The 26399-nt window shown below is 62.4% G+C and carries 25 protein-coding genes; 17 read left to right on the top strand and 8 right to left on the bottom strand.

The window, feature by feature from the left end:
* Nucleotides 1–59: 59 nt before the first annotated feature.
* Complete coding sequence (locus BLV20_RS07270) at nucleotides 60–1406, bottom strand: spinster family MFS transporter (RefSeq protein ID WP_092299051.1); 1347 nt, start codon at nucleotides 1404–1406, stop codon at nucleotides 60–62.
* A 338-nt stretch (nucleotides 1407–1744) separates the two neighbouring features.
* Between BLV20_RS07270 and BLV20_RS07275 the strand changes: the two genes are divergently transcribed.
* Both BLV20_RS07275 and BLV20_RS07280 read left to right on the top strand, forming a co-directional pair.
* Complete coding sequence (locus BLV20_RS07275) at nucleotides 1745–2104, top strand: YkgJ family cysteine cluster protein (protein WP_007926609.1); 360 nt, start codon at nucleotides 1745–1747, stop codon at nucleotides 2102–2104.
* Nucleotides 2105–2244: 140 nt separating this feature from the next.
* Entirely contained in the window at nucleotides 2245–4533 is a 2289-nt protein-coding gene (locus BLV20_RS07280; protein WP_092299054.1) for a putative bifunctional diguanylate cyclase/phosphodiesterase, read from the top strand.
* On the opposite strand, the gene BLV20_RS07285 is transcribed toward BLV20_RS07280, so the two are convergent.
* Nucleotides 4424–5320: an NAD(P)-dependent oxidoreductase gene (locus BLV20_RS07285; protein ID WP_092299057.1), complete on the bottom strand. Its 897-nt coding sequence runs from the start codon at nucleotides 5318–5320 to the stop codon at nucleotides 4424–4426. The genes BLV20_RS07280 and BLV20_RS07285 overlap by 110 nt on opposite strands.
* A gap of 190 nt (nucleotides 5321–5510) precedes the next feature.
* On the opposite strand from BLV20_RS07285, the gene BLV20_RS07290 reads away from it, so the two are divergent.
* Entirely contained in the window at nucleotides 5511–7694 is a 2184-nt protein-coding gene (locus BLV20_RS07290) for a hypothetical protein (protein WP_092299060.1), read from the top strand.
* 316 nt (nucleotides 7695–8010) lie between these two features.
* Here the strand turns inward: BLV20_RS07290 and BLV20_RS07295 are convergent, their stop codons facing one another.
* The gene (locus BLV20_RS07295) at nucleotides 8011–8322 is read right to left on the bottom strand and encodes a DUF2288 domain-containing protein (RefSeq protein ID WP_092299803.1); all 312 of its coding nucleotides are present in this window, start codon (nucleotides 8320–8322) and stop codon (nucleotides 8011–8013) included.
* A gap of 340 nt (nucleotides 8323–8662) precedes the next feature.
* Here BLV20_RS07295 and BLV20_RS07300 point away from each other — a divergent pair, with 340 nt between their 5' ends.
* From BLV20_RS07300 to BLV20_RS07340, 9 genes are all read left to right on the top strand, one after another.
* Nucleotides 8663–9790: a branched-chain amino acid ABC transporter substrate-binding protein gene (locus tag BLV20_RS07300; protein ID WP_092299062.1), complete on the top strand. Its 1128-nt coding sequence runs from the start codon at nucleotides 8663–8665 to the stop codon at nucleotides 9788–9790.
* Between the two features lie 231 nt (nucleotides 9791–10021).
* Nucleotides 10022–10945 carry a high-affinity branched-chain amino acid ABC transporter permease LivH gene (gene livH / locus BLV20_RS07305; protein WP_092299065.1) on the top strand — a complete coding sequence of 308 codons (924 nt, stop codon included), beginning with the start codon at nucleotides 10022–10024 and terminating at the stop codon, nucleotides 10943–10945.
* Nucleotides 10942–12198 carry a high-affinity branched-chain amino acid ABC transporter permease LivM gene (locus BLV20_RS07310; protein ID WP_092299068.1) on the top strand — a complete coding sequence of 419 codons (1257 nt, stop codon included), beginning with the start codon at nucleotides 10942–10944 and terminating at the stop codon, nucleotides 12196–12198. The genes livH and BLV20_RS07310 overlap by 4 nt, the downstream gene beginning before the upstream one ends.
* A complete protein-coding gene (gene livG / locus BLV20_RS07315) occupies nucleotides 12195–12962 on the top strand; it encodes a high-affinity branched-chain amino acid ABC transporter ATP-binding protein LivG (protein ID WP_092299071.1) in 768 nt (255 codons plus the stop codon). The genes BLV20_RS07310 and livG overlap by 4 nt, the downstream gene beginning before the upstream one ends.
* Nucleotides 12963–13664: an ABC transporter ATP-binding protein gene (locus BLV20_RS07320; RefSeq protein WP_092299074.1), complete on the top strand. Its 702-nt coding sequence runs from the start codon at nucleotides 12963–12965 to the stop codon at nucleotides 13662–13664.
* Nucleotides 13665–13932: 268 nt separating this feature from the next.
* A complete protein-coding gene (locus tag BLV20_RS07325) occupies nucleotides 13933–14238 on the top strand; it encodes a BufA1 family periplasmic bufferin-type metallophore (RefSeq protein ID WP_092299077.1) in 306 nt (101 codons plus the stop codon).
* Nucleotides 14239–14270: 32 nt separating this feature from the next.
* Nucleotides 14271–15155 carry an MNIO family bufferin maturase gene (locus BLV20_RS07330; protein ID WP_175540152.1) on the top strand — a complete coding sequence of 295 codons (885 nt, stop codon included), beginning with the start codon at nucleotides 14271–14273 and terminating at the stop codon, nucleotides 15153–15155.
* Nucleotides 15152–15964 (top strand): HvfC/BufC N-terminal domain-containing protein, encoded by an 813-nt coding sequence (locus BLV20_RS07335; RefSeq protein WP_092299083.1) that lies wholly within the window; start codon nucleotides 15152–15154, stop codon nucleotides 15962–15964. The genes BLV20_RS07330 and BLV20_RS07335 overlap by 4 nt, the downstream gene beginning before the upstream one ends.
* Nucleotides 15965–15966: 2 nt before the next feature.
* A complete protein-coding gene (locus tag BLV20_RS07340) occupies nucleotides 15967–16467 on the top strand; it encodes a DoxX family protein (protein ID WP_092299086.1) in 501 nt (166 codons plus the stop codon).
* 107 nt (nucleotides 16468–16574) lie between these two features.
* Here BLV20_RS07340 and BLV20_RS07345 read toward each other — a convergent pair whose 3' ends face one another.
* Nucleotides 16575–17483, bottom strand: coding sequence for a LysR family transcriptional regulator (locus tag BLV20_RS07345; RefSeq protein WP_092299089.1), 909 nt, complete (start codon nucleotides 17481–17483; stop codon nucleotides 16575–16577).
* A 106-nt stretch (nucleotides 17484–17589) separates the two neighbouring features.
* On the opposite strand from BLV20_RS07345, the gene BLV20_RS07350 reads away from it, so the two are divergent.
* From BLV20_RS07350 to BLV20_RS07360, 3 genes are all read left to right on the top strand, one after another.
* Entirely contained in the window at nucleotides 17590–18189 is a 600-nt protein-coding gene (locus BLV20_RS07350) for a short chain dehydrogenase (protein ID WP_092299092.1), read from the top strand.
* Nucleotides 18190–18358: 169 nt separating this feature from the next.
* Complete coding sequence (locus BLV20_RS07355; protein ID WP_092299095.1) at nucleotides 18359–19042, top strand: COG3650 family protein; 684 nt, start codon at nucleotides 18359–18361, stop codon at nucleotides 19040–19042.
* 110 nt (nucleotides 19043–19152) lie between these two features.
* Entirely contained in the window at nucleotides 19153–20766 is a 1614-nt protein-coding gene (locus BLV20_RS07360) for an NAD(P)/FAD-dependent oxidoreductase (RefSeq protein WP_092299098.1), read from the top strand.
* Nucleotides 20767–20832: 66 nt separating this feature from the next.
* Here the strand turns inward: BLV20_RS07360 and BLV20_RS07365 are convergent, their stop codons facing one another.
* Nucleotides 20833–21927 (bottom strand): PLP-dependent cysteine synthase family protein, encoded by a 1095-nt coding sequence (locus BLV20_RS07365; RefSeq protein ID WP_092299100.1) that lies wholly within the window; start codon nucleotides 21925–21927, stop codon nucleotides 20833–20835.
* Between the two features lie 325 nt (nucleotides 21928–22252).
* Here BLV20_RS07365 and nhaA point away from each other — a divergent pair, with 325 nt between their 5' ends.
* Nucleotides 22253–23440 (top strand): Na+/H+ antiporter NhaA, encoded by a 1188-nt coding sequence (nhaA, locus tag BLV20_RS07370; protein WP_092299103.1) that lies wholly within the window; start codon nucleotides 22253–22255, stop codon nucleotides 23438–23440.
* Nucleotides 23441–23519: 79 nt separating this feature from the next.
* Here nhaA and BLV20_RS07375 read toward each other — a convergent pair whose 3' ends face one another.
* Nucleotides 23520–23984 carry an outer membrane lipoprotein gene (locus BLV20_RS07375; protein ID WP_092299106.1) on the bottom strand — a complete coding sequence of 155 codons (465 nt, stop codon included), beginning with the start codon at nucleotides 23982–23984 and terminating at the stop codon, nucleotides 23520–23522.
* A gap of 174 nt (nucleotides 23985–24158) precedes the next feature.
* Here BLV20_RS07375 and BLV20_RS07380 point away from each other — a divergent pair, with 174 nt between their 5' ends.
* Nucleotides 24159–24395: a hypothetical protein gene (locus tag BLV20_RS07380; protein WP_092299109.1), complete on the top strand. Its 237-nt coding sequence runs from the start codon at nucleotides 24159–24161 to the stop codon at nucleotides 24393–24395.
* Nucleotides 24396–24408: 13 nt separating this feature from the next.
* Here BLV20_RS07380 and pdxH read toward each other — a convergent pair whose 3' ends face one another.
* Both pdxH and BLV20_RS07390 read right to left on the bottom strand, forming a co-directional pair.
* Nucleotides 24409–25056 (bottom strand): pyridoxamine 5'-phosphate oxidase, encoded by a 648-nt coding sequence (gene pdxH, locus BLV20_RS07385; protein ID WP_092299112.1) that lies wholly within the window; start codon nucleotides 25054–25056, stop codon nucleotides 24409–24411.
* A gap of 31 nt (nucleotides 25057–25087) precedes the next feature.
* Nucleotides 25088–26302 carry an OmpA family protein gene (locus BLV20_RS07390; RefSeq protein WP_092299115.1) on the bottom strand — a complete coding sequence of 405 codons (1215 nt, stop codon included), beginning with the start codon at nucleotides 26300–26302 and terminating at the stop codon, nucleotides 25088–25090.
* Nucleotides 26303–26399 lie beyond the last annotated feature (97 nt).

The raw sequence follows: 26399 nt of genomic DNA on the forward strand, positions 1-26399 counted from the left end.
CTACAGCTTTACCGCGTCATCGTTCATCGCGGGCAAGCCTCGCTCCTACAAAGCACTGTTCAAGCCGCCACCGCAGCCGCTGCCGGTTCGCCCGGCACCAGCCCGTCCTTCATCCGCTGCGCATCGCGCACGAAGCAGCGCGAGGCCAGGAACAGGAACAGCATGGTCAGCAGCAACGCCACTGGAATCAGGTACATGGCGTCGTGCAGGCCGACTGCCTTGAACGCCTCGGTCATCTGCCCCGCCCCGGCGGCGTACATCGCCGAATGGGCGAAGTGGTCGGACAATGCCCCCACCACCACCGGCCCCAGGCCACCGCCCAACAGATACAGGCCGGCAAAGAACAGCGCCATGGCCGTGGCCCGCAGGCGCGGTTCGACCACGTCCTGGATCGCCGTGTAGACGCAGGTATAGAAGTTGTAGGCAAACAGCCAGCCGAGGCTGAACACCGCGACGAACACCCCGATTTCAATGCGCCCGGCATGCAGGGCCCAGGCGGTGCACAGCGTCGAGACCAGCATGCTGAAGGCCGCGAACAGCAACCGGCCATTGGCGACGCGCTGGTGAATCTTGTCGGCGACCCAGCCGCCCAGCGTCAGGCCAACCAGGCCGGTGACCCCGACTATCACCCCGGTCGCCACCGCGGCCTCCTGCAGCGGCATCAGGAAATAACGCTGCAGCATCGGCACCAGGAACGAGTTGCAGGCGTAGGTCGCGAAGTTGAAGGTCAGCCCCGCCAGCACCAGCCAGAGAAAGGTCGGGATCGCCAGCACCCGGCGGATCGGCCGGTCGACGCGCTCCTGGGACACCGCGACGGTTTCCGCCGCCCCGCGCTTGGGCTCCTTGATGAAAAACATGAACACCGCCAGCAACAGCCCCGGCACCGCGGCGATAAAAAACGGCGCGCGCCAGCTGTCGAACGCCTTGACCATCGCGCCGATGGTGAAGAACGCCAGCAACAGGCCCAGCGGCAGGCCCAGCATGAAGATGCCCATGGCCCGGGCCCGGCGATGCGCCGGGAACAGGTCGCCGATCAGCGAGTTGGCCGCCGGCGCATAGCTGGCTTCGCCGATACCGACGCCCATGCGCACGACAAGGAAACTCCAGAAACTGCCCACCAGGCCGTTGACCGCGGTCAGCCCGCTCCACGCCGCCAGGCCCCAGCCCATGAGTTTGCTGCGCGAACCGGTATCGGCCATGCGCCCAAGGGGCAGACCGGCAATGGCGTAGACGATGGTGAAGGCGGTACCGATGATGCCGATCTGGAAATCGCTCAGGTGCCATTCCATACGGATCGGCTCGATGATGATGGCCGGAATGGTGCGATCGAAGAAGTTGAACAGGTTAGCCAGGAACAACAGGAACAGAATGCGCCAGGCATTCGCCGCTTGGGTCGAGTTCTGCATGGGTCGGTCTCTTTATTGTTATTCGGCCAGACGCAACCGAGCCTGGAACTTGCAATCTAGTCAGCCCCGTCGCGCTTGTCTGTAATGATTCGTAAGGCTGATATCGGGCAATCCGCAACGCCGCTCGTGGGCCACGTCCAGCATCCGACCAGCGGCTGCAATCGCCTCCCGCCGAACACCGCGCAAGCCCCCGGATACCGGGGCTAAAACCCGATTTTTCAAGGGCTTGCGCAGGGCCTGAAAAATACCTCGCGCGCCCCCTTCCCAAGGCCGTTGCGAAGCCTAGAATAGCGGCCTTGCTGCCCCCCTCATCAAACTCCTCCCCTTTGAATACGCCCATGTCCGAAGCCAGTCCGTGTCTGAATTGCGGTGCCTGCTGTTCACACTTTCGTGTGTCTTTTTTTTGGGGTGAATGCGCCTCTTCCGGCGGAACGGTCCCTGACGACCTGGTGGCCTCCATCAGCCCCAGCCGGGTCGCCATGCTCGGTACCGATTGCAAGCCGACCCGCTGCACCGCGCTGACCGGCGAAGTCGGCAAAGAAGTGAGTTGTTCGATCTATCACCAGCGCTCCAGCACTTGCCGCGAGTTCGAGGCGTCCTGGGAAAATGGCCAGCAGAACGTCGATTGCGACGCGGCGCGTGCGGCATTCGGGCTGGCGCCCCTGGAACCGACGCTGTACTTCGAACAGAGCGCTTAGTTCTATTGGCTATTGGCTGAATTACAAAATCATTTAAGTCAATTTGCCAGCACCGCTCCCGGCCTTGCCTCGGCTTTCTATACTCAACCCCATTGGTCAGCCAGGGCTGGCTCAGGATGACTCTAGAAACGGAGCCTGCGATGGAATGGCTTGGTCTGCATTTTTTTACCGAGCTCCCCGCAGGCGGGCAGGTATTGCTCACCTGCAACCACAACCCCGTGCTGGTGCTCCTCGCATACCTGGTGGCCTGCGCCGGCAGTTTCGCCACCCTGGACATGGCCGAGCGGGTGCGTCATGTCGACGTTCCCGAGGCCCAGCAACGCTGGCGCTGGGTCGGTGCCTTCTGCCTGGCCGGCGGCATCTGGGCCATGCATTTCATTGGCATGCTGGCGTTGCAGATACCCATCAAAACCCATTACGACCTGCCGATGACCCTGCTGTCGCTGTTGATCGCGGTGATTGCATCCTGGCTGGCGATGAAAACCCTCAGCCATCCCCGGCTGCAGTTGTGGCGCTATCTGCTGGCGTCGGTCTGGATCGGCCTGGGCATCTCTACCATGCATTACGTCGGCATGGCGGCCATGCGCTCGCAGGCCACGGCCTATTACCAGCCCGACCTCTTCGGCTTGTCCGTTGCCATCGCCATCAGCGCGAGCCTGGTCGCGCTGCTGTTGTCGCGCTACCTGAGCAATGGCAGCGGCATGTTCCATCAGTTGCTCAAATATGCCTCCAGCCTGCTCCTGGGAGGCGGCATAGTCGCCATGCATTTCACCGGCATGTGGTCGTTGAAACTGGTGATGCCGGCGGCGGGCACGCCCCCCGTAGCGGTGGACAACAACCCCTTGCAACTGGGCCTGACCATCGCCGTGATTGCCCTGTTGATCATCGGCAGCAGCATCAGCGCGGCCCTGGCGGACAAGAAGCTGCAATACAAGGAACAGGACCTGCGCCGGGTCAACACGCTGCTGAGCCAACTCGACCAGGCCCGGGTGGCGCTGCAGCAGGTGGCGCATTACGACGCCCTGACCAACCTGATCAATCGCCGCGGCTTCAACCAGCTGTTCGCCGAAAAACTCATCGAAAAGACCGTGCAGGGCGGCATGTTGGCGGTGATGTTCCTCGACATCGACCACTTCAAGCGGATCAACGACAGCCTCGGCCACGATGCTGGCGACGAACTGCTGAAGGTGATTGCCGGCCATATCAAAAGCTCCACCCGCAGCCATGAAGACGTGGTGGCGCGCTTCGGCGGCGACGAGTTCTGCATCCTCATGAGCTTGAGCGAGCGCGACGAGGCCCAGCACATGGCGCAGCGCATCATGAACAAGATGAAGGAACCCATCGAGCTGGCAGGAAGGCGCATGGTGATGACCACCAGCATCGGCATCAGCGTCTTTCCCGACGATGGCAGGACCAGCGAAGAGCTGCTCAAGCATGCCGACCTGGCGCTCTATCAATCCAAGGGCAGCGGTCGCAACAGCCTGCATTTCTTCAGTACCAACCTGAAAACCCGCGCGAGCCTGGAGCTGCAACTGGAGGAAGAACTGCGCAACGCCCTGCGCACCGAAGCCGGGCTGGCCCTGTATTACCAACCCATCTACGACCTGGGCAGCCGCAAGGTCAGCAAGCTCGAAGCCCTGGTGCGCTGGCGGCATCCGTTGCACGGGCTGCTGGCCCCGGACCGCTTCATCGGGATCGCCGAGGCCAACGGGCTGATCGCCGAACTGGACAACTGGGTGCTGCGCAAGGCCTGCGAGGACTTGGCTGCGCTGTCCCGCCACGGTTTTGCCGAGCTGAAAATCGCCGTCAACTGCTCGGCGTTGAACCTGGCGCGGGAGGAGCTGGCCGAGGAGATCGCCAACGCCCTGGACAGCGCCGGTGTCGCGCCGCAGCGCCTGGAGCTGGAGGTCACGGAAAACGCCCTGATGGGCAATATCGACAGCACCGTGACCCTGTTGCGGCAGATCCGCAATCTTGGCGTGTCGCTGTCGATCGACGACTTCGGCACCGGCTATTCGTCCCTCGCCTACCTCAAGCGCCTGCCGCTCAACACCCTGAAGATCGACCGCTCGTTCATTCAGGACGTGCCCCAGTCGACCCAGGACAAGGAAATCGTCCAGGCGATCATCGTCATGGCCCATACCCTGCACCTGCAGGTGGTGACCGAAGGCGTCGAAAGCCTGCAGCAGTACGAGTTTCTCGCCCAGTACGGCTGCGACTTCATCCAGGGTTACCTGCTCAGCCGGGCGATGCCCCTGGAGGAACTGCCCGGGGTGATCGACGAAATCGAGCAGCGCATGCTGCCTATCTTCCCCGCGCTCAGCCCTCTGACGCCGGTTCGCGATACAGGCGGACCAGGGTCGCGGGATCCTGCTCCAGATAGCCCTGGCCGCCATGCAGGCGCATCAGTTGTGCAGCCAATCCGCTAATCGGCGTGGCCGAGCCCTGCTCGCGGGAAAATTTCACCGCCCCGTCCAGATCCTTGAGCAACGTGCGCACGTGCCACTTGATCGGCTCGAAGCGGCTTTGCGCCATCTGCGGGGCGAGGATCTGCAACGGCCTGGAATCGGCGAAGCCACCGGCCAGCGCCTCGGCCAGCAATGAGGCATCGACCCCGGAACGTTCGGCCAGCGCCACCACTTCGGCAATCACCAGCGCATTGCAGGCGACGATCATCTGGTTGCAGGCCTTGGTCACCTGGCCGGCACCGACACCGCCCATGTGAGTCACCCGCTGCCCCAAATGCAGCAACACCGGCCGGACCCGCTCGATATCCGCCGCCTCGCCGCCGACCATGATCGCCAGGCTGCCGGCCTCGGCACCGGGCGTGCCGCCGGACACCGGGGCATCGACCCAGCCCATGCCGGTGCTGCTGGCCAATTGCGCGGCCATTTCCCGGGTGGCGGTCGGCTCCAGGCTGGAAAGGTCCACCAGCAATTGGCCGGTCCGGGCGCCCTGGGCGATGCCTTGGGCACCGAACACCACCTCGCGCACCACCTCGGTATTGGCCAGGCACAGCAACACCAGGTCCGCGGATTCACACAGTTGGGCCGGGGTTTCGGCCAGTGTCGCGCCTGCCGCCAGCAGCGGCGCGCATTTTTCCCGGTTGCGGTTCCACACCACCAGCGGGTAACCCGCCGCCAGCAGGCGACGACACATGGGCAAGCCCATCAGGCCAATACCGGCGAACCCAAGGGTGGGTAGCATTGCCATCATTTTGCCTCCTTTTGATTAAAGAACACCGAAAACTGGCCGATTTATCTGAACTTAGGAAAGGATTCCCCCTAGCGTCCATCAGACTTATCCCTCGCTGGGGCCAATAGCGCACTGTAAAGTCGCGAAATCCCACTTGATGGCTCTTTGACATCCGATCACCGAGCCGACCAGTCCAGGCACACGGCGCACAATGACTTCTAAAAACAATTCTGCCAACGCAGTATCCGAACTGACGCTGACCGCGGGCAGCCAGAGCTTTTCAGATTCGAAGCCATTGTCCAGTTCGCGCCCGCAGGCGCCCCAGCAATACCTTTATTTCACCGAGACCAATACCGACCGCATCCTCGACAACCTCGACGGCCTGCGCGATTCGGTGTTCCCCCGCGCGCCGCATCTGGAAGACGAGCTCGACGCGCGCCGCGAGCAGGAGTTTCCTTCGGTCTGCCTGATCGGCCTGGGCCGCTGCGGCTCGAACATCGCCCTGGATGTTGCGGAGCTGGTGTACAACGCCCGCAAGTTCTACCTCAACGAATTCAACAACGACGACAAGGCCTATGCCGACAAGGGCTACAGCCCCGGCCAGTGGATCCGCCACAACCTGCGCCTGGGCCAGGGCAAGGCCAGCAAGCCGGTATTCCTGGTCGAACCGCTGGTGATGCTGGGCGACCTGGACAAGGACATCGCCGGGCGCATCCGCTTTTCGCGCAAGGGTGAGAAAAGCGGCTTTATCCGCGACTACAGCAAGATGAAGATCATGGACCTTTCGGAAGTCCATGCCGGCGGCGCCGGTAACGCGCCGATCCTCGGCCAGTACCTGGCCAAGATCATCCTCAACAAGGACACCCAGCGCTTCTCCAGCCCCGACTGGAAAATGATCCACTCGTACCTGATCGACTCCTGCGGCATCAAGGCCAACCAGTCGCGCCTGTATTTCTCGATCTTCAGCGCCGGCGGCGGCACCGGCTCGGGGATGGCCTCGGAGTTCGGCCTGGCCCAGCAATACTCGTACATGAACAAGACGTTCGACACCAAGCCGGTCGACGAGCACGACAGCAAGAGCGGCCACTCCTTCGTCTTCGAGCCGATCTTCACCAGCGGCATCTGCGTACTGCCGAACATCTCCGATCACCGCAGCGAGATGTCCGAAGCCTTGCACATCAATGCCGGACGCCTGCTGTGCAAATACCTGTCGGAGGAATGGGACTTCTCCTACAACTTCGCCAACGAAGACAGCAGCGAAGCCAGCGTCATGGGGCGCATCCGCCCATGGAACGCGATGATGCTGATCTCCAACGACATCATGCGTTACGCCGAAGAAAGCGATGACGGCAACATCCAGAACATCGACGTCAACGCCATGGAGAAGCACGCCAACCAGTACATCTCCCAGCAGATCTTCAACATCCTGACGGCCCAGGCGGTAACCACCGACTACGACCAGAACTATTTCCGGCGTGCCGGCATCGACATCGGCGAGACCATCCGCCTGGATGCCAACGACCTGTTCATGAGCCTGGCCGGCCCGGTGGCGATCGCCTACGCCGAGTCCGTGGTCCCGGAAACCCCGGTACCGACCGGCGACAAGTTCAAGGTGTTCGAGAAAGAGCCGCAGCGCCTGAACATCGACGACCTGTTTTTCCGCTCCATCGACCTGCCGCACTTCAACAAGGTGACCCAGGCCATCGAGGGCATCAGCCTGCTGCCGATCGAATCCAAGCGTTATCGCGCGGCGCTGGAGCAATACAAGGCTTCCGGCTACGACGCGGCCGCCCTGCACGACCTGCATTTCTTCAAGAACTGCTCGTCGGTGGTGTCGATCGTCTCCCTGCCGAAGGACTACAAGCTGTCTTACATGGACCTGAACCGGCTCAAGACCCACCTCAACAGCCTGTTCCCCAACACCACCCTCAAGCGTTACGCCCTGGTGATCGGCGCCTCGGCCAACCTCTCGCTGACCACCCTGATCGCCAAGAGCCCATGCCTGTCGGATGACTTCCTGACCCTGATCGTGGCCTTTATCAAGCGCTGCTTCGCCCGCAACCCGTACCGCTTCGACGAAACCCTGGACAACTCGATCCTCGATTTCATCGTCAGCGAGGACTTCGATGAAAGCCGCATCGACGAGCTGCTCAACGAGTTCGAGAACCCGGCGAAGATCCTCGACACCAACTGGTACGCGATCAAGCCGATGTATGAGAAGAAGTACCGCGAGCTGATCAACGACAAGGAGAAGTTCGTCTCGATCAATGACATCCGCCTGTCTCGCGATTGCGTGAAGAAGGCCATCAAGTACCTGCGCGAGATTTACCGCCACCGCATCGGCAAGACCAAGGTCATCTCGCTGAACAACCACACGGGCAGGACGGCTTACTGACAGCTGCCCCCTCACCTGTAGGAGCAGCCGGTCGACGCTCGATTGCTTGCGATCAGCGGCACCTGGCTGAAGCGATGTCGACTGGCTGGACGCCATCGCGAGCAAGCTTCGCTCCTACAGGGAATGGCGTTTAGTGGCGTTTATCCAGGAACAATCAGGCAGCCCTCAGGCTGCCTTGCAAACTGTTCCCATTCCGCTTACGTCACCGTCAGCCTGAATCGGTGGGGCCTTTCTCCACGGGCAACTTGCCATCACCGTGGACGCGGTTACTCGGCTACACACTTTTGCCCGGGAAAACCAGGCACTCTTTTGGTGCTCAATCTTCGGTCGATGCCCTTTCCTGGACCAGGATCCACGGCGAAACCACCACCGCCCACAACAGCGGATCGCGCTCCACCAAATCCAGCGCCCGCGTCGCAGACACTTTCCCAACCTTCTCGGCGGCCAGCCAGGCAGAGACTTTCTCGGCCTGGTTCTCGGCCATGGCCTCGGCTGCCTCGATCAAATCCAGGTCGGCGTCGACCCACAATAGGGCACCCTTGGCGAAGAACGGCTCCAGCTCCTTCCAGGTAATAGATGCGGTTTCGCCAAGCAGCTTGGCATAGAGGGTGCTAGGTTCTTGAGTCATGGGCCTGTCCCGAAAAGAAATCGGCGCAATCATAACGTCGGTGCTCTGGCAGACAAACCCGGTTGCAAATGCGTCAACGATAGAGAAGTGCAGGAAAGCCAAGGATTGCTCGGTAAATACGGTCAAACCCCCGCCGCGATTCTGTCTTTTTCTTTCAATAAAGCGACACCCCCTGATTTTGCCCCCTGGCGCCAGCTTCCCAGGCTGACAATCGGCGCTCTACACTGTACCGGTACAGTTGCCGGGGGCATTTTCCGGGGGTATCCCAAGAGATATCTGACCCGGTTCTGCTGCTACGGCGCCAGGACTATAAAAATTACAACAGTAAGAGTGGAGCACTATGAATAAGGCTACTAAGCAGATTTCCAAACTGTTTGCCGCTATGGTTCTGGCCGGAGTCGCCAGCCATTCGTTCGCAGCTGACACCATCAAGATCGGCATCGCCGGCCCCAAGACCGGCCCTGTAGCCCAGTACGGCGACATGCAGTTCAGTGGCGCCAAAATGGCTATCGAGCAAATCAACGCCAAGGGCGGCGTCGATGGCAAGAAACTCCAGGCTGTCGAATACGATGATGCCTGCGATCCGAAACAAGCCGTGGCCGTAGCCAACAAAGTCGTCAACGACGGCGTCAAGTTCGTGGTCGGTCACCTGTGCTCCAGCTCCACTCAACCGGCTTCGGACATCTACGAAGACGAAGGCGTGGTCATGATCACCCCCGCCGCCACCAGCCCGGACATCACCACCCGCGGTTACAAGATGGTGTTCCGCACCATCGGCCTGGACAGCGCCCAGGGCCCTGCCGCCGGCAATTACATCGCCGACCACGTGAAACCGAAAATCGTTGCCGTGCTGCACGACAAGCAGCAATACGGTGAAGGTATCGCCACTGCCGTGAAGCAGACCCTCGAGAAGAAAGGCACCAAGGTTGCCGTGTTCGAAGGCATCAACGCCGGCGACAAAGACTTCTCCTCGATGATCGCCAAGCTCAAGCAAGCCAACGTCGATTTCGTCTACTACGGCGGCTACCACCCGGAGCTGGGCCTGATCCTGCGCCAAGCCCAGGAAAAAGGCCTGAAGGCCAAGTTCATGGGTCCGGAAGGCGTGGGTAACGACTCCATTTCGCAGATCGCCAAGGACGCTTCCGAAGGCCTGCTGGTGACCCTGCCGAAATCCTTCGACCAGGACCCGGCCAACATTGCCCTGGCGGATGCGTTCAAGGCCAAGAAAGAAGACCCGAGCGGTCCGTTCGTATTCCCTTCCTACTCCGCAGTTGAAGTCATCGCCGGCGGTATCACTGCCGCCAAGAGCGAAGACCCGGTCAAAGTGGCCGAAGCCATCCACGCCGGTACTTTCAAGACCCCTACCGGCGACTTGAGCTTCGACGCCAAGGGCGACCTGAAAGACTTCAAATTTGTGGTCTACGAGTGGCACTTCGGCAAACCTAAAACCGAAGTCTCGCCTCAATAAGGCCCTGCCTGACTGACTGCCAATAAAGCCCACGGCGTGCCGTGGGCTTTGTTTTACGAACGTATTGGGCCTGTTTTCCGTGATCCGGAAGCCCGCCCACCTGAAAATCTCAAAACCGTCATCAGCGGTTCGCTGGCAAAACCTGACCCGAAGTGGATGCAGATCCACGGGGCGCAGGCGGGAAAATGACTCCACCAGTGAAATGCGTATCAGGTTTTTAGGAGCGCTGTAATGCCTGACCTCTATCACTTTTTCCAACAGCTGGTTAACGGTCTTACCGTTGGCAGCACGTATGCCCTGATCGCCATCGGCTACACGATGGTCTACGGCATCATTGGAATGATCAACTTCGCCCACGGCGAGGTATACATGATCGGTTCCTATGTGGCGTTCATCGCCATCGCTGGGCTGACCATGATGGGACTCGACAGTGTCCCGTTGTTGATGACCGCAGCCTTCATCGCGAGCATCGTCGTGACAAGTTCCTACGGTTACAGCATCGAACGGATCGCCTACCGCCCCCTGCGCGGCAGCAACCGTCTGATCCCGCTGATTTCCGCAATCGGTATGTCGATCTTCCTGCAGAACACGGTTCTGCTATCGCAGGACTCCAAGGACAAATCCATCCCCAACCTGATCCCGGGCAACTTCTCCATCGGGCCAGGTGGCGCACATGAAGTGCTGATTTCCTACATGCAAATCGTGGTGTTCGTGGTGACCCTGGTCGCCATGCTCGGCCTCACGCTGTTCATCTCCCGCTCTCGCCTGGGTCGCGCCTGCCGTGCCTGCGCCGAGGACATCAAGATGGCCAACCTGCTGGGCATCAACACCAACAACATCATCGCCCTGACCTTCGTCATCGGTGCCGCGCTGGCGGCCATCGCGGCCGTGCTGCTGAGCATGCAATACGGCGTGATCAACCCCAATGCCGGCTTCCTGGTCGGTCTCAAGGCCTTCACCGCCGCGGTACTGGGCGGGATCGGCAGCATCCCCGGCGCCATGCTCGGCGGGTTGGTGCTTGGGGTGGCGGAAGCCTTTGGCGCCGATATCTTCGGCGACCAGTACAAGGACGTCGTGGCTTTCGGCTTGTTGGTTCTGGTGCTGTTGTTCCGTCCGACCGGCATTCTGGGCCGTCCGGAGGTTGAGAAAGTATGACTAGGAATCTTAAACAGGCGCTGTTCAGCGCCTTGCTGGTGTGGGCCGTGGCCTACCCGGTACTCGGTCTGAAACTGACCATCGTCGGCATCAACCTGGAAGTGCATGGCACGAGCCCCGCCATCCTGGCGACCATCGCCGTGTGTTCGGTGCTGATGTTCCTGCGGGTGCTGTTCAACCAGCAGATCAGCAAGGCGTGGAAATCCTCGCCGGGCATGCCGCTGATCCCAGCCAAGGCCAGCAACTTCCTGACCCTGCCGACCACCCAGCGCTACGTCATCATCGCGCTGATCCTCGGCGCGCTGGTCTGGCCGTTCTTCGGCTCTCGTGGCGCGGTGGACATCGCAACGCTGATCCTGATCTACGTGATGCTCGGCCTCGGCCTGAACATCGTCGTCGGCCTGGCCGGCCTGCTCGACCTCGGTTACGTCGGCTTCTATGCCGTCGGCGCCTACAGCTACGCGCTGCTGTCGCACTACTACGGCCTGAGCTTCTGGATCTGCCTGCCGATTGCCGGCCTGATGGCGGCCACCTTCGGCTTCCTGCTCGGCTTCCCGGTATTGCGCCTGCGCGGTGACTACCTGGCGATCGTGACCCTGGGCTTCGGCGAGATCATCCGCTTGTTCCTGCGCAACCTGACCGACCTCACCGGCGGCCCGAACGGCATCAGCAACATCGAGAAACCGACGTTCTTCGGCCTGTCCTTCGAACGCCGGGCCGCCGAGGGCTTGCAGACCTTCCACGAGTACTTCGGCATCGAATACAACTCCATCAACAAGGTGATCTTCCTTTACCTGGTGGCCCTGTTGCTGGCGCTCGGCGCGCTGTTCATCATCAACCGCCTGCTGCGCATGCCGATCGGCCGTGCATGGGAAGCGCTGCGTGAAGACGAAATCGCCTGCCGCGCGCTGGGCCTGAACCCGACCGTGATCAAGCTCTCCGCCTTCACCCTCGGTGCGAGCTTCGCCGGTTTCGCCGGCAGCTTCTTCGCCGCCCGCCAGGGCCTGGTGACGCCGGAGTCGTTCACCTTCATCGAGTCGGCAATCATCCTCGCCATCGTCGTCCTCGGCGGCATGGGCTCGCAGCTGGGAGTGATCCTGGCGGCCGTGGTGATGATCCTGCTGCCGGAAATGATGCGTGAGTTCAGTGAATACCGCATGTTGATGTTCGGCGCCCTGATGGTGCTGATGATGATCTGGCGTCCACAAGGTCTGCTGCCGATGCAACGCCCACACATGGAGCTGCGCAAATGAGCCGCGAGATCCTTAAAGTCGAAAACTTGAGCATGCGCTTCGGCGGCTTGCTGGCGGTCAACGGCGTGGCCCTGACCGTGAAAGAAAAGCAGGTGGTTGCACTGATCGGGCCGAACGGCGCCGGCAAGACCACCGTGTTCAACTGCCTGACCGGTTTCTATCAGCCAACCGGCGGCAGCATTCTGCTCGACGGAGAGCCGATCCAGGGCCTGCCGGGCCACAAGATCGCCCTCAAGGGCGTGGTGCGCACCTTCCAGAACGTGCGGTTGTTCAAGGACATGACGGCGGTCGAGAACTTGCTGATCGCCCAGCATCGCCACCTGAACACCAACTTCCTGTCCGGCCTGTTCAAGACCCCGTCGTTCCGCAAGAGCGAGCGCGAGGCGATGGAATTTGCCGAATACTGGCTGGAAAAGGTCAACCTGAAAGAGTTCGCCAACCGCACCGCCGGCACCCTGGCCTACGGCCAGCAACGGCGCCTGGAAATCGCCCGCTGCATGATGACCCGTCCGCGGATCCTCATGCTCGACGAACCGGCCGCCGGCCTCAACCCCAGGGAAACCGAAGACCTCAAGGCGCTGATCGGCGTGCTGCGTGAAGAGCACAACGTCACCGTGCTGCTGATCGAACACGACATGAAACTGGTCATGAGCATTTCCGACCACATCGTCGTGATCAACCAGGGCACGCCCCTGGCCGACGGCACACCGGAGCAGATCCGCGACAATCCTGAAGTGATCAAAGCCTACCTGGGGGAAGCGTAAATGCTGCAGTTCGAAAACGTTTCCACCTTCTACGGCAAGATCCAGGCCCTGCACAGCGTCAACGTCGAAGTCCGTCAGGGCGAGATCGTGACGCTGATCGGCGCCAACGGTGCCGGCAAGTCCACGCTGCTGATGACGCTGTGCGGCTCGCCGCAAGCCCATAGCGGCAGCATCCGCTACATGGGTGAAGAACTGGTCGGCCAGGACTCGTCGCATATCATGCGCAAAAGCATTGCCGTGGTACCGGAAGGTCGTCGGGTGTTTGCCCGCCTGACCGTGGAGGAAAACCTGGCCATGGGCGGGTTCTTCACCGACAAGGGCGATTACCAGGAGCAGATGGACAAGGTCCTGGCGCTGTTCCCGCGCCTCAAGGAGCGCTTCAACCAGCGCGGCGGCACCATGTCCGGCGGCGAACAGCAAATGCTCGCCATCGGCCGTGCGCTGATGAGCAAGCCCAAGCTGTTGCTGCTCGACGAACCGTCCCTGGGCCTGGCGCCGATCATCATCCAGCAGATCTTCGACATCATCGAACAGCTGCGCCGCGACGGCGTGACGGTGTTCCTGGTGGAGCAGAACGCCAACCAGGCGCTGAAGATCGCCGACCGTGCCTATGTGCTGGAAAACGGCCGGGTGGTGATGGAGGGCACTGGTGAAGCCCTGCTGACCGACCCCAAGGTGCGCGAAGCCTATCTGGGCGGCTGAGCATCCGCTGCAACAAAGAACGGCCCTTCGGGGCCGTTTTTTTTGCCTGGAAATCGACCTGTAGCCGCTGCCGCAGGCTGCGATAAGGTCCGCAGGACCTTGCGGCGGCCTCAAGAACGGCGCCCGCTGCGCGGTCGATCGCAGCCTGCGGCAGCGGCTACAACTGGATTTTTTTCGCCTGGGCTGTAACAAACCCCAGCGACCTTTCTCTAGAGGGGTAAGCAGGCACGAAAGCCTGCCTTTCCAACCAATTTTCTGGAGAAACACCATGACCGCTACCACTCGCACCCTGTCCGCCGCCGCCCTGGCCCTGGCCCTCGGTTCTGCCTTGAGCATCGCCGCCCTGCCGACCACCGCCCAGGCTGCCGACGATATGGAGAAATGCTTTGGCGTCGCCATGAAAGGCAAGAACGATTGCGCCGCGGGCGCAGGCACCACCTGTGCCGGCACCAGCAAAGTCGATCATCAGGCCAACGCCTGGAAGCTGGTCCCTAAAGGTACTTGCGAGAAAACCGCCAGCAGCACCTCGCCTACCGGTTTCGGCCAGCTGCAAGCCTACAAAGCCAAGTCGTAAAACAGCCGTCTGCCTGAGTGTCGATGATGAACATGGCCGTACCACTTCCCCTCCATCCCGCCACTCGGGCGACCGCCCCCAGCCTGCCGCAACGCGCCGGGCTGGGGCTCAAGACCGAGCATTTTCGCCAGGTCCTGGGCGAACAGCCCGATATCGGTTTCTTTGAAGTCCATGCGGAAAACTACATGGTCGCCGGCGGGCCGTTCCATCACTACCTGGGGTTGATCCGCGAGCAGTACCCGCTGTCGCTGCATGGCGTCGGCCTGTCGATCGGCGCCGAAGGTCCGCTGGATTCGCAGCACCTGAAACGCCTGTCCCAGCTGATCGAGCGTTATCAACCCCAATCCTTTTCCGAACACCTGGCCTGGTCCAGCCATGGCCCGGTGTTTCTCAATGACCTGCTGCCCCTGGCCTATGACCAGCCGACGCTGAACCGCGTCTGCGAGCACATCGACCAGGTGCAGAACACCCTGCGTCGCCCGATGCTGCTGGAAAACCCGGCGACCTACCTGGAGTTTCGCCAATCGAGCATGGATGAGGCCGAGTTCATCCGTGAGGTGATAAGCCGCACCGGCTGCGGCCTGTTGCTGGACGTGAACAACGTCTATGTGTCGTGCATCAACCACCAGCGCGACCCGCTGGCCTACATCGATGCCCTGCCGTTGCACGCGGTGGGCGAGATTCACCTGGCCGGTTTTGCCGAAGACACCGACAGCCTGGGCGACCGCCTGCTGATCGACGATCACGGCGCGCCGATCGACTACGCCGTGTGGGCGCTGTACCTGCGGCTGCTGGAGCGGATCGGGCCGACCGCGACCCTGATCGAGCGCGACAACCAGGTGCCGGCGTTTTCCGTGCTGCAGGCCGAGGTGCGCCAGGCGGACGCGTTGCTGCAATGCACCAGGAGGCTGTCATGAGCACGCAAGCCATCTTCGCCAGTGCCCTGCTCGACTCCGGGCAACCCTGCCCTGCCGGCCTCTATAGCGGCAACGGCGCGGACCCGGCCAGCCGCTTCGCGGTGTACCGCAACAATGTGCAGAGTTCGTTGATCAATGCCCTGGCCGATGCCTATCCGGTCGTGGCGCAACTGGTGGGCGACGAATTCTTCCGAGCCATGGCCGCGCTCTATGTCAGGCGCTGCCCGCCCGCCAGCGCCGTGCTCAGCGACTATGGCCATGACTTCGGCGATTTCATCGACGGCTTCGCTCCTGCCGCCAGCGTGCCGTACCTGGCGGATGTCGCACGCCTGGAACGCCTGCGGGTCATGGCTTATCACGCCGCCGACGCCTGCCCGGTAGCCCCCCGGCAAATCGCCGCGCTCATGGCCGAGCCTGCGATCCTCGAGCAACTGCGCCTGGAACTGCACCCTTCGCTCGGTCTCCTGGCATCGCCCCACCCGGTGGTCGCGCTGTGGGCGGCGCACCAGGGCGATGAGCGGCCGGACAATCCGCTACAAAGCAGCGACCCGATCAGCATCGATCTGGCGCATATCGACCTGCAGCAAGGGCAAAACGCCCTGGTACTGCGCCACGAGCTGGAGGTCGAGGTGTTCGCTATCGACGCCGGCGTCGCCAGCTTCATCCAATGCCTGCATCACTCACAGCCGCTGCCAGTCGCCGTGGCCAGTGCCTTCGCTGTCGACCCTGGTTTCGACCCGAGCCAGGGCCTGGCGCTGTTGATCAGTCGCGGCGCCATTACTCGCCTGTCCCACCCTTCCGAGACCTGAACATGGATACCCACTGCCCGCTCAACCGCCTGATGAACCCGCTCATCCAACTGCTGGAGAAGATTCCCCACAGCCTGATCGCCTTCGTCGGACGCTTTTCCATCGCCGCGGTGTTCTGGAAGTCCGGCCAGACCAAGGTCGAAGGCCTGGCCATCGATTTGTTCGACGGCACGTTCGAACTCGGCATGCCGCGCCTGGCCGACTCGACCATTCCTCTGTTCCAGAGCGAGTACCAGGTACCGCTGCTTTCTCCGGAACTGGCCGCGTATCTGGCGGCATTCGCCGAGCACCTGTTCCCGTTGCTGCTGCTGGTCGGTTTCGCCACGCGCTTCTCGGCCCTGGCGCTGCTGGGCATGACCCTGACCATCCAGCTCTTCGTCTACCCCGACGCCTACCCGACCCACGGCACCTGGGCAGCGGTGCTGCTGTACCTGATGGCCCGCGGCCCGGGCAGGCTGTCCATCGACCACCTGATCGCCCGCCGCTGCCAGCGCGCCCCGTAGGAGCGCAGCTGGCGCGCGATGGCCGCCGCGGATTGCCTGGAAAATCGCGTTGATCTTTTCGCGAGCAAGCTTCGCTCCTACGGACCTGGGGGGCGGCAAGCTGGCGGTTACAGGCGATCCAGCGCTTCGCCACTGCGCTTGAACCAGCCGACCAGGTAATCGGCCAGGACCTGGGTGCGCCTGAGCAACCCGCCCTGATACGGATGCACCAGGTACATCGGCATGCTGCGGGTCTGGTAATCACGCAGCAGCCCGCGCAAACGCCCGTCGGCCAGTTCCGCCTGCAGCAGGTAGGACGGCAGCCGGGCGATTCCCGCGCCCACCAGCGCGGCCTTTTTCAGCAGGTTGTAATGATTGCTGGCGAAAGGCCCGGACACCCGTACCCGCAACAACTCGTGCTGCTGGTGATAGAGCCATTCCTCACGGCCGCTGTAATGGCTGTTGAGCAGGCAGCGATGCTCGGCCAGCTCCCTGGGCGTCCGAGGTTCGCCATATTGCTCCAGGTAGGCCGGGCTGGCGCAGGTCATCTCGTGCCAGGCCAGCAGCGGCCTGGCCACCAGTCGCTGGTCATTGGCCACTTCCGAGCGGATCCCCAAATCGAAACCGTCCCGGGACAGGTCGCGATAGTTGTTGTTCAGCTCCAGCTCGATCTGCACCTCGGGGTACTGCCGGGAAAACTCCAGCAACAGGCCTTCGAAGAAGGTCTCGCCCAACGACACCGGCACCGTCAGCCGCACCGGCCCGGCCATGTCGTCCTTGAGCCGCGCCAGCGCCTGGCGCGCCCGCTCGACCTGCGCCAGCAGCGCCTGGGCCTGGGGCAGCAAGGCCGCGCCCGCGGCGGTCAGGCTCAAGCGGCGCGTGGTGCGCTGCAACAACACCACCGCAAACCGCTCCTCCAGCGCGCTGATGCGCTTGGACAACTGCCCCTTGCTGCACCCCAACTGCTGGGCAGCCAGGGTGAAACTGCCCGCCTCGATCAGCACGGCGAACGCCGCGAGGTCATCCATCTCGCTCATGGATTGTTTCCATTTGAAAACCAAAGGTTGCCTATTAGCGCGCTAATCAACAGGAAAAACCAGCACTAGACTGCAACCTCATTCACCCCACTCGAGGAACCGTCCCATGAAAATCCTGCTGATTGGCGCCCACGGCACCCTAGGTTCGGCCGTCGACAAAGAGCTGTCGCAACGTCACGAAATCGTTCGTATCGGCCGCACCAGCGGCGAATTCCAGGTGGATATCAGCGACAGCGCCTCGATTCGCGCACTCTTCGAGAAAACCGGCCGCTTCGATGCGTTGGTCTGCGCGGCGGGCAATGTCACCTTCGCAGCGCTGGGCGAGATGAACGAACAGCACTTCGCCCTCGGCCTGCAGGACAAGCTGATGGGCCAGGTCAACCTGCTGCTGATCGGCCGCGAGTTCGCCAACGACGGCGCCTCGTTCACCTTCACATCCGGGATCCTCAACCGCGACCCGATCCGCAGCGGCGCCTCGGCGGCCCTGGTCAACGGCGCCATCGATGGCTTCGTGCGTGCCGCCGCCATTGAATTGCCCCGCGGCTTGCGGGTGAACTCGGTGAGCCCGACCGTGCTGGAAGAAGCCATGGACAGCTATGCCCCGTATTTCCGCGGCTACAAGCCGGTTCCCGGCGCCGATGTGGCGCTGGCCTACGCCAAGAGCGTGGAAGGCCTGCAGACCGGTCAGACTTATATCGTCGGCTGACCCACATGCCTGCGTAGGAGCGAAGCTTGCTCGCGATAACGTTGCACCCGGCATACCGCAGCGCCTGGATCGCCGGCAAGCCTGGCTCCTCCAGTGAGGTGATTGGATCCAGGGTTGTGATGAGCGGTCAGGCTGCGTAACGTGGCGGCACTTGATTGGAGACCCGACGATGCGTGCCGCCCGTTCCCTTGTTTGTATTGCCCTGCTCCCCCTGTTTGCCGGTTGCCAGATGCTGTCGGTGTTCGACGGCCAGCCCCGGGCGCAATCCCCGGCCGGCCAGACCCGCATGCAGGGCACGCTGACCGCCGCCGACGGCCAGTTGCTGTTCAAGCCCTGCGTCGGCGAACAGCGTTATGTGGTCAAGGACAACGGCGGCACCAGCATCCTCCAGGAAGCCGCCGCGCTGGCGGACAAGCAGGGCACGCTGTTCGCCGACCTGCGCGGGCATTTCTCCCCGAGCAAGTCCGGCGGCGCCGACAGTGAAGTCGCGCTCAGCCAGCTGTATCGCATCGAGCGTTCGAGCGACGCCTGCGCCGATCCCGATTTCCCGCGCCTAATCCTGCGGGCCAGCGGCCAGGCCCCGGGCTGGAATGTCGATGTCAGCGCCAAGGGCATGCGCATCGAACGCACCGGCCAGCCAGCGCTGGCGCTGCCCTACCTGGAAGAGCAACTGGGCGACGGCCGCTTCAACCTCAGCAGCGAAGCCAACAACCGCCGGGTCGAACTCTGGGTCGCGCCGCAGCGCTGCGTGGATAGCCAGACCGGCAGCGTGCAGCACCTGAGCGCGGAATTGCGGGTCGATGGCCAGGTCGAGCGCGGTTGCGCCTATTTCGGTGGCTCGCGCAGCGACTGAGGCGACGGACAACCGTTTTAACCTCACGGAGTCCGGGCTTTGCGGCTTATAATCGCCGGTTTGTAAAACCGCCCTGACGCATTGGTGCGTCCCGCGAACCGGACCCTGTCATGTTACGAATCACCGAACTCAAGCTGCCGATCGACCATCCCGATGAAGACCTGCGCCCTGCCATCCTGCAGCGCCTGGGCATCGCCAGCGAGGACCTGCTCGACTTCACCCTGTTCAAGCGCAGCTACGACGCGCGCAAGAAGTCGTCCGAGCTCTGCTTCATCTACACCCTCGATCTGAACGTGCGCGACGAGGCCAGGCTGCTGCACAAGTTCGCCGACGACCGTAACGTCAACCCGGCGCCGGATGTCAGCTACAAGGTCGTCGGCCAGGCGCCCGCCGACCTGCAACAGCGCCCGATCGTGGTGGGTTTCGGCCCCTGCGGGATTTTCGCCGGCCTGCTGCTGGCGCAGATGGGCTTCAAGCCGATCATCCTCGAGCGCGGCAAGGAAGTGCGCCAGCGCACCAAGGACACTTGGGGCCTGTGGCGCAAAAGCGTGCTCAACCCGGAATCCAACGTGCAGTTCGGCGAAGGCGGCGCGGGGACTTTCTCCGACGGCAAGCTGTACAGCCAGATCAAGGACCCGAAACACCACGGCCGCAAGGTCCTGCACGAGTTCGTCAAGGCCGGCGCGCCGGAAGAGATCCTCTACGTCAGCAAGCCGCACATCGGTACCTTCCGCCTGACCGGCGTGGTCGAAAACATGCGCCAGCAGATCATCGCCCTGGGCGGTGAAGTGCGTTTCGAGCAGCGGGTGACCGACGTATTGATCGAAGACGGCCAATTGGTCGGCGTCGAACTCAACAGCGGCGAACAGCTGCATTCCAAGCATGTGATCCTGGCCCTGGGCCATAGCGCCCGCGACACTTTCCGCATGCTTCACGCCCGCGGCGTGTACATGGAGGCCAAGCCGTTCTCCGTGGGTTTCCGCATCGAGCACCCGCAGTCGCTGATCGACAGCGCGCGCCTGGGCAAGTACGCCGGTCATCCGAAGCTCGGCGCCGCCGACTACAAGCTGGTGCACCACGCCAAGAATGGCCGTTCGGTCTACAGCTTCTGCATGTGCCCGGGCGGCACCGTGGTGGCGGCGACTTCCGAGCCGAACCGCGTCGTCACCAACGGCATGAGCCAATATTCGCGTAACGAGCGCAATGCCAACTCCGGCATCGTGGTCGGCATCACCCCGGAAGTGGATTACCCGGGCGGCCCGCTGGCCGGCATCGAGCTGCAGGAACGCCTGGAATCCCACGCCTTCGTGCTCGGCGGCAGCAACTACGAAGCCCCGGCGCAACTGGTCGGCGACTTTATCGCCGGCAAGCCGTCCACCGCCCTGGGCAGCGTCGAGCCGTCCTACAAGCCGGGCGTCGCCCTCGGTGACCTGGCCCTGGCCCTGCCGGACTTCGCCATCGAGGCGATCCGCGAAGCGCTGCCGGCCTTCGAGCGGCAGATCAAGGGTTATTCCTTGCACGACGCGGTACTGACCGGGATCGAGACCCGCACCTCGTCGCCGCTGCGCATTACCCGCAACGAATCGATGCAGAGCCTGAACGTGAAGGGCCTGTATCCGGCCGGCGAAGGCGCCGGTTATGCCGGCGGCATCCTGTCGGCCGGGGTCGACGGGATCCGCATCGCCGAAGCGGTGGCGCGCAACATCCTCGGGATCGAGGCGTAAAAAAAAGGCCCCTGCTACAGGGGCCTTTTCACAGGTAGGCGCGCTCCGGTGAGCGCGCCTGCGATCTCAGATGCCGGCGCGCAATACGCTGGCCGGCAACGCCTCGCCACGCTCCACACTCGCCGCCACCGCCTCGATCAAGGCCGTCAGCTGATAACCCTGAGCGCTCAACCAGTCCTGATCGTAATAGGTGGTCGCGTAACGCTCGCCGCCGTCACACAGGATCGCCACGATCGAACCGCTCTCCCCGGCCTGCTTCATTTGCTGCGCCGCCATCAGCGCGCCGATCAGGTTGGTGCCGCTGGAACCGCCCACCCGCCGTCCCAGGCGCTGCGCCAGGTAATGCATGGCCGCCAGCGACAACGCGTCCGGCACCTTGACCATCGCATCGATCACTTTGGGCAGGAACGACGCTTCGACCCGTGGCCGGCCGATCCCCTCGATGCGCGAACCGCAATCCAGGCGCAGGCTGGCGTCGCCGCTCTGGTAGTAATCGAAGAACACCGAACGCTCGGCGTCGGCGCACAGCACGCGGGTGCAATGCTGGCGATAACGCACATAACGCCCCAGGGTCGCGGTGGTGCCGCCGGTGCCCGGGCTGGAGATCAGCCATGCGGGCTCCGGGTAACGTTCGAAGCGCAGTTGCTGGAAGATCGACTCGGCGATGTTGTTGTTCGCCCGCCAGTCGGTGGCGCGTTCGGCGTAGGTGAACTGGTCCATGAAATGCCCGCCGCTCTCGCGGGCCAGGCGCTCCGACTCGGCGTAGATCTGCGTCGGGTCCTGCACCAGATGGCTCTTGCCGCCATAGAAGGCGATCTGCGCGATCTTTTCCTGGGAGGTGCTGGCCGGCATCACCGCAATGAAGGGCAAGCCCAGCAAGCGTGCGAAATAGGCTTCGGAAATCGCCGTCGAACCACTGGACGCCTCGATCACCGGCGCCTCGGGCTTGAGCCAGCCGTTGCACAGCGCGTAGAGGAACAGCGAACGCGCCAGGCGATGCTTGAGGCTGCCGGTGGGGTGGCTGGACTCATCCTTGAAGTACAACTCGATGCCTGGCAGGCCCGGCAGGGGCAAAGGGATCAAGTGGGTGTCGGCGCTGCGCTGGAAGTCGGCTTCGATGATCCGGATGGCCTCGCGGGCCCACTGACGGTTGTCGCTCATGGTGTTTTCTCGTTGGCTCGACGCCACACAGGACGCGGAGAAGATGAAGTGCACCCAGCATAGGCGATCCAGGCACAAGGAAAATCAGACGCTGCAACAGGCAAAACTCCCCGGCCCGTGGGGCTGGGGCCAGACATGTTAGGAAACAACTCCAGCCCCTCAAAGGTACAGTTGTGAATCAATTGGAAACACAACTGCTAGGCTGAGTTTTTCAGCAGGCCGCTGTTCTTCTGCATATAACAAAAAAGAATATAACTTTTGTTTTAACAACCAAGACTACCGGTTAGGGTGTGCCACCTTTTTCGTTTTTTGATGGAGAGCGACCTTGCCTCTGCGTAGCACTTTCACGCGTTTCTTTCAGTTGGAAGCTGCCAGCGGTCTGTTATTGATTGCCGCTGCCGTGCTTGCCTTGATCATCAACAACTCACCGCTGTCCTGGCTGTACAACGGCCTGCTGGACACTCCCGTGGTCGCCCAGATCGGCGCCCTGAAAATCGCCAAGCCCCTGCTGCTGTGGATCAACGACGGCCTGATGGCCATGTTCTTCCTGCTGATCGGCCTGGAGGTCAAGCGCGAGCTCCTCGAAGGCCACCTGTCCAAGCCTTCGCAGATCGTCCTGCCAGGCGCCGCCGCCATCGGCGGCATGGTGGTGCCCGCGTTGATCTACTGGTTCCTCAACAAGGACAATCCACCCGCGCTCAACGGCTGGGCGATCCCCATGGCCACCGACATCGCTTTCGCCCTCGGCGTGCTGGCCCTGCTGGGCAAGCGGATTCCGGTGTCGCTGAAGCTGTTCCTGATGACCCTGGCGATCATCGATGACCTGGGGGCCATCATCGTCATTGCGATTTTCTACTCCGGCGCCCTCTCGACCCTGTCGCTGATGCTTGCCGCGGCGTGCCTGGTGGCGCTGGTGGCGATGAACCGGCTGGGGGTGGTCAAGCTTGGGCCGTACATGATCATCGGCCTGATCCTCTGGGTCTGCGTGCTCAAGAGCGGGGTCCACGCGACCCTGGCCGGCGTGACCCTGGCGTTCTGCATCCCGCTGCGCACCCGCAATGCCGAGCCTTCACCGCTGCTGAGCCTGGAGCATGCGCTGCATCCGTGGGTCGCCTACGGCATCCTGCCGCTGTTCGCCTTTGCCAACGCCGGCCTGTCGCTGCAAGGCATCACCGTGGAAAGCTTCACCCACCACGTGCCCATGGGCATCGCCACTGGCTTGTTGCTGGGCAAGACCGTCGGCGTATTCGGCCTGACCTGGCTGGCAGTGAAGATGGGCATGGCCGCCCTGCCTTCCGGCGCTAACTGGGGCCAGATACTCGGCGTGGCGATCCTCTGCGGGATCGGCTTCACCATGAGCCTCTTTGTCGGTTCCCTGGCCTTTATACCCGGCAGCAGCGAATACGCCGGCATGGACCGCATGGGCATCCTCACCGGCTCGCTCTTCGCCGCCCTGATCGGCTACGCCGTAACCGCCGCCGCCAGCCGCAAGAACCCACAACTGCCGGCATAACCGCCGGCATTGCCCAGGCTGAAAACACAAAACCCCGACCAGTTACCTGGCCGGGGTTTTGTTTTGTAGCGGCTAACGCTTAGTGGGCAACACGGCTGGTGCCGTTGACGCTCATGATGCGCACGCGCTCGCCAACGCGGAACACTTCATTTTCCTGAACCTCTTGCACATAGGCACGCATGCTGCCGTCGTCTTCACGCACGGTGATTTCCACGCCCTGGGCACGGGTCAGGCCTTCCTCGGTGGCGGAACCGATCAGGCCGCCAGCCACTGCACCGATGACCGCTGCCACGATGCTGCCTTTGCCGCCGCCGATGGCGCTGCCGCCAACGCCGCCGACCGCAGCACCGGCGAGGCCGCCGATCGGGGTCTTGGTGCCTTCGATTTTCACCGGACGCAGGGATTCGATGGTGCCCATGCGAACGGTCTGTACGCGACGCGCCTCGTCACGGGAGTAAGAGTCACCGGTCAGGTTGGATTGGCAACCGGTGAGCAACATGGCCATCGTGGAAAAGGAAGCAACCAGCAAAACAGACTTACGCATAGGATCAACTCCAAAGGACAGATAATCATTAAACTCCGCAGCTTGACGCCTGTCACGGCATCGCCCGGATAAAATGTGTTCCATTCAGCAGCCGTACAGACTGCATATGTATAAAAAACTCTTCACACGGTAGCGCTTATTTCCCAAGTTGCGCCACCGGCCAAAGGATTTGCCATGGATTACTTCATCATCGTCGTGACCACCGTTGCCGGCCTGTATTTCCATTGGTGGCTGTATGTACGCATCAAACGCTGGATGGACCGGGACCTGGCGCTGTCGCTGGCCGGCGGGGACGAGAAGAAGAAATCCTTCATGCTGCAACAACTGGAAAATGCCCATCGGCAGAAAGTAAAACGCCGGGACCTGCCACAGTGGCTTGAAGCCGCCGCGGCCGGTTATCCCGGCGAATGAGTTGGTTGCAGGCTCAGGGGGCCAGGCGCTCGCGCACCCAGCTGGCGCCTTGCAGGCGGTAGTTCAAGCGATCGTGCAGACGGCTCGCGCGTCCTTGCCAGAACTCGATGCGCTCCGGTAACAGGCGATAGCCTCCCCAATGCTCGGGGCAGTGGGGCTGGGTATCGCTGAAGCGCTGCTCGGTGTTCTTGAGCAAGGCTTCCAGTTCCTCGCGATCGGCGATTACCTGGCTCTGCGGCGATGCCCAGGCGCCCAGGCGGCTGCCCAGCGGGCGCACCTGGAAGTAGGCATCGGATTCCTCGGCGGTGACCTTGACCACCCGCCCCTCGATACGCACCTGACGCTCCAGGGCCGGCCAGAAGAAAGTCATGGCGGCAAAAGGCCGTGCGGCCAGCTGTTGCCCCTTGGCGCTGTCGTAGTTGGTGAAGAAGGTGAAACCCTGCGCATCCAGCCCCTTGAGCAGCAGGATGCGGCAGTGCGGACGCCCTTCTTCGTCAACAGTCGCCAGGGTCATGGCATTGGCCTCGACCGGTGGCTGCTCGGTTTTCACCGCCTCCGCGAACCAGCGGTGAAACAACTCGAAGGGCTCGACCGGAGCCTGGGCTTCGGTCAGCCCGTCACGGGTGTAGTCGCGGCGCATGTCCGCCAATCCCTGGGTCATTGCAGGTTCCTTTTGCCCAATGCCTGGTGAATCAGTTCTTCGCCTGTTCGGCCACGGCCTTGGCCGGAGCCTTGGCAGTGGTGGTTTTCTTGGCGACGGGTTTCTTCGCCACAGGCTTCTTGGCCGGGGTCTTTTTCGCCGGAGCGGCTTTCTTCGCGGCGGTGGCCTTCTTCGAGGAGGCAGCAGGAACAACCGGCTTCACGTCCTGTACGGCAACCAGTTCCGCCTCGGATGGAGTCGGCTGGTTGTACTTGCTCAGCAGGGCCAGCATGGTGCTGCGCTGGGTGACGATGATTTCCACGCGACGATTCAGCGCGCGACCTTCGACGCTGTCGTTGGCAGCACGTGGCATGACCGAACCCATGCCGCGCAGCATCAGGCGATCACGCTTGAGGCCGGTAAGGCTGAAGATCGCGGCGACGGACTGCGCACGGTCGCGGCTCAGCTTCTGGTTGGCAGCCGCGGCGCCGGTGGTGTCGGCATGGCCCAGCACCAGTACGGAAGTCTTGGCATCGGTGCCCACGGCCTTGGCCACGCGAGTGAACGGGCTCAGGGTGACCGGCAGCAGCATGGCCGGGCGGTCAGGGTTGAACGAACCGTCGACCGGAGCGATGACCACCAGGGTGTTCTCGCGGCGTTCCAGTTGCAGGCGGCTGTCCTTGATCGCTTCGCGCAGGCGCGGCTCGTAGTCGTCCAGCCAGGCCTGGGTGACTTTTGGATCCGGCATCGGGATGTCTTTCACATCGGCCTTGGTCGGCGACTTGGGCTGTTGGTTGAAAGGCCACCACCAGTTGCCGGTCTCGGCCTTGGCAACCTTAGGAGCAGCGGTCGCGGCATCCGCCTTGGCCTTGGCGTCGGCTACCGGTTCCTTGGCGGCATCCTTGGCGGCGTCTTTGCCCGCGTCCTTGGAAGGGAATGGCCACCACCAGTTGGTGGTTTCCGCCTTGGCGGCCGGAGCGGCAGAGGCGGTCGCGGCGGAGGCGGAAGCAGTGGCGGCTTCGACCTTAGCCGCAGCAGGTGCGGTTGCCGATTTGGCAGTGGATGTTGCGGTGGATGTGGCGGCGGACTTGGCCGCGGAAACTTCGTTGGCAGCTGCGTTTGCTGCCGGTTGCACCGCTTCCTTGCTGGCGGCCTTATCGGAACCGAAAGACCACCAGTGCCCACCTTCTGCGTCATTTTGTGGAGTTTGTGCACAACCGGTAACAGTGAGGCAAAGAGCCAAGGCTAAAGACTTGTTTGACGACATGGGATATCCACAAAATGAGATCAAATATTACGGTCTCTACGAACCGTACAAACACACGCTTTGAAAGTATAAAAGCCCCAGGGTTCCTTGCTGCTGC

This window comes from Pseudomonas sp. NFIX28 (assembly GCF_900107395.1).
GTDB lineage: Bacteria > Pseudomonadota > Gammaproteobacteria > Pseudomonadales > Pseudomonadaceae > Aquipseudomonas.

Coding starts and splice junctions, on each gene's coding strand:
- BLV20_RS07300 (WP_092299062.1), top strand. CDS start 8,663: ATGAATAAGGCTACTAAGCAGATTTCCAAACTGTTTGCCGCTATGGTT.
- BLV20_RS07355 (WP_092299095.1), top strand. CDS start 18,359: ATGCGTGCCGCCCGTTCCCTTGTTTGTATTGCCCTGCTCCCCCTGTTT.
- BLV20_RS07360 (WP_092299098.1), top strand. CDS start 19,153: ATGTTACGAATCACCGAACTCAAGCTGCCGATCGACCATCCCGATGAA.
- BLV20_RS07310 (WP_092299068.1), top strand. CDS start 10,942: ATGACTAGGAATCTTAAACAGGCGCTGTTCAGCGCCTTGCTGGTGTGG.
- pdxH (WP_092299112.1), bottom strand. CDS start 25,056: ATGACCCAGGGATTGGCGGACATGCGCCGCGACTACACCCGTGACGGG.
- livG (WP_092299071.1), top strand. CDS start 12,195: ATGAGCCGCGAGATCCTTAAAGTCGAAAACTTGAGCATGCGCTTCGGC.
- BLV20_RS07350 (WP_092299092.1), top strand. CDS start 17,590: ATGAAAATCCTGCTGATTGGCGCCCACGGCACCCTAGGTTCGGCCGTC.
- BLV20_RS07335 (WP_092299083.1), top strand. CDS start 15,152: ATGAGCACGCAAGCCATCTTCGCCAGTGCCCTGCTCGACTCCGGGCAA.
- BLV20_RS07275 (WP_007926609.1), top strand. CDS start 1,745: ATGTCCGAAGCCAGTCCGTGTCTGAATTGCGGTGCCTGCTGTTCACAC.
- BLV20_RS07320 (WP_092299074.1), top strand. CDS start 12,963: ATGCTGCAGTTCGAAAACGTTTCCACCTTCTACGGCAAGATCCAGGCC.
- BLV20_RS07270 (WP_092299051.1), bottom strand. CDS start 1,406: ATGCAGAACTCGACCCAAGCGGCGAATGCCTGGCGCATTCTGTTCCTG.
- BLV20_RS07295 (WP_092299803.1), bottom strand. CDS start 8,322: ATGACTCAAGAACCTAGCACCCTCTATGCCAAGCTGCTTGGCGAAACC.
- BLV20_RS07285 (WP_092299057.1), bottom strand. CDS start 5,320: ATGATGGCAATGCTACCCACCCTTGGGTTCGCCGGTATTGGCCTGATG.
- BLV20_RS07330 (WP_175540152.1), top strand. CDS start 14,271: ATGGCCGTACCACTTCCCCTCCATCCCGCCACTCGGGCGACCGCCCCC.
- BLV20_RS07365 (WP_092299100.1), bottom strand. CDS start 21,927: ATGAGCGACAACCGTCAGTGGGCCCGCGAGGCCATCCGGATCATCGAA.
- BLV20_RS07325 (WP_092299077.1), top strand. CDS start 13,933: ATGACCGCTACCACTCGCACCCTGTCCGCCGCCGCCCTGGCCCTGGCC.
- livH (WP_092299065.1), top strand. CDS start 10,022: ATGCCTGACCTCTATCACTTTTTCCAACAGCTGGTTAACGGTCTTACC.
- BLV20_RS07390 (WP_092299115.1), bottom strand. CDS start 26,302: ATGTCGTCAAACAAGTCTTTAGCCTTGGCTCTTTGCCTCACTGTTACC.
- BLV20_RS07375 (WP_092299106.1), bottom strand. CDS start 23,984: ATGCGTAAGTCTGTTTTGCTGGTTGCTTCCTTTTCCACGATGGCCATG.
- BLV20_RS07280 (WP_092299054.1), top strand. CDS start 2,245: ATGGAATGGCTTGGTCTGCATTTTTTTACCGAGCTCCCCGCAGGCGGG.
- BLV20_RS07290 (WP_092299060.1), top strand. CDS start 5,511: ATGACTTCTAAAAACAATTCTGCCAACGCAGTATCCGAACTGACGCTG.
- BLV20_RS07345 (WP_092299089.1), bottom strand. CDS start 17,483: ATGAGCGAGATGGATGACCTCGCGGCGTTCGCCGTGCTGATCGAGGCG.
- BLV20_RS07380 (WP_092299109.1), top strand. CDS start 24,159: ATGGATTACTTCATCATCGTCGTGACCACCGTTGCCGGCCTGTATTTC.
- BLV20_RS07340 (WP_092299086.1), top strand. CDS start 15,967: ATGGATACCCACTGCCCGCTCAACCGCCTGATGAACCCGCTCATCCAA.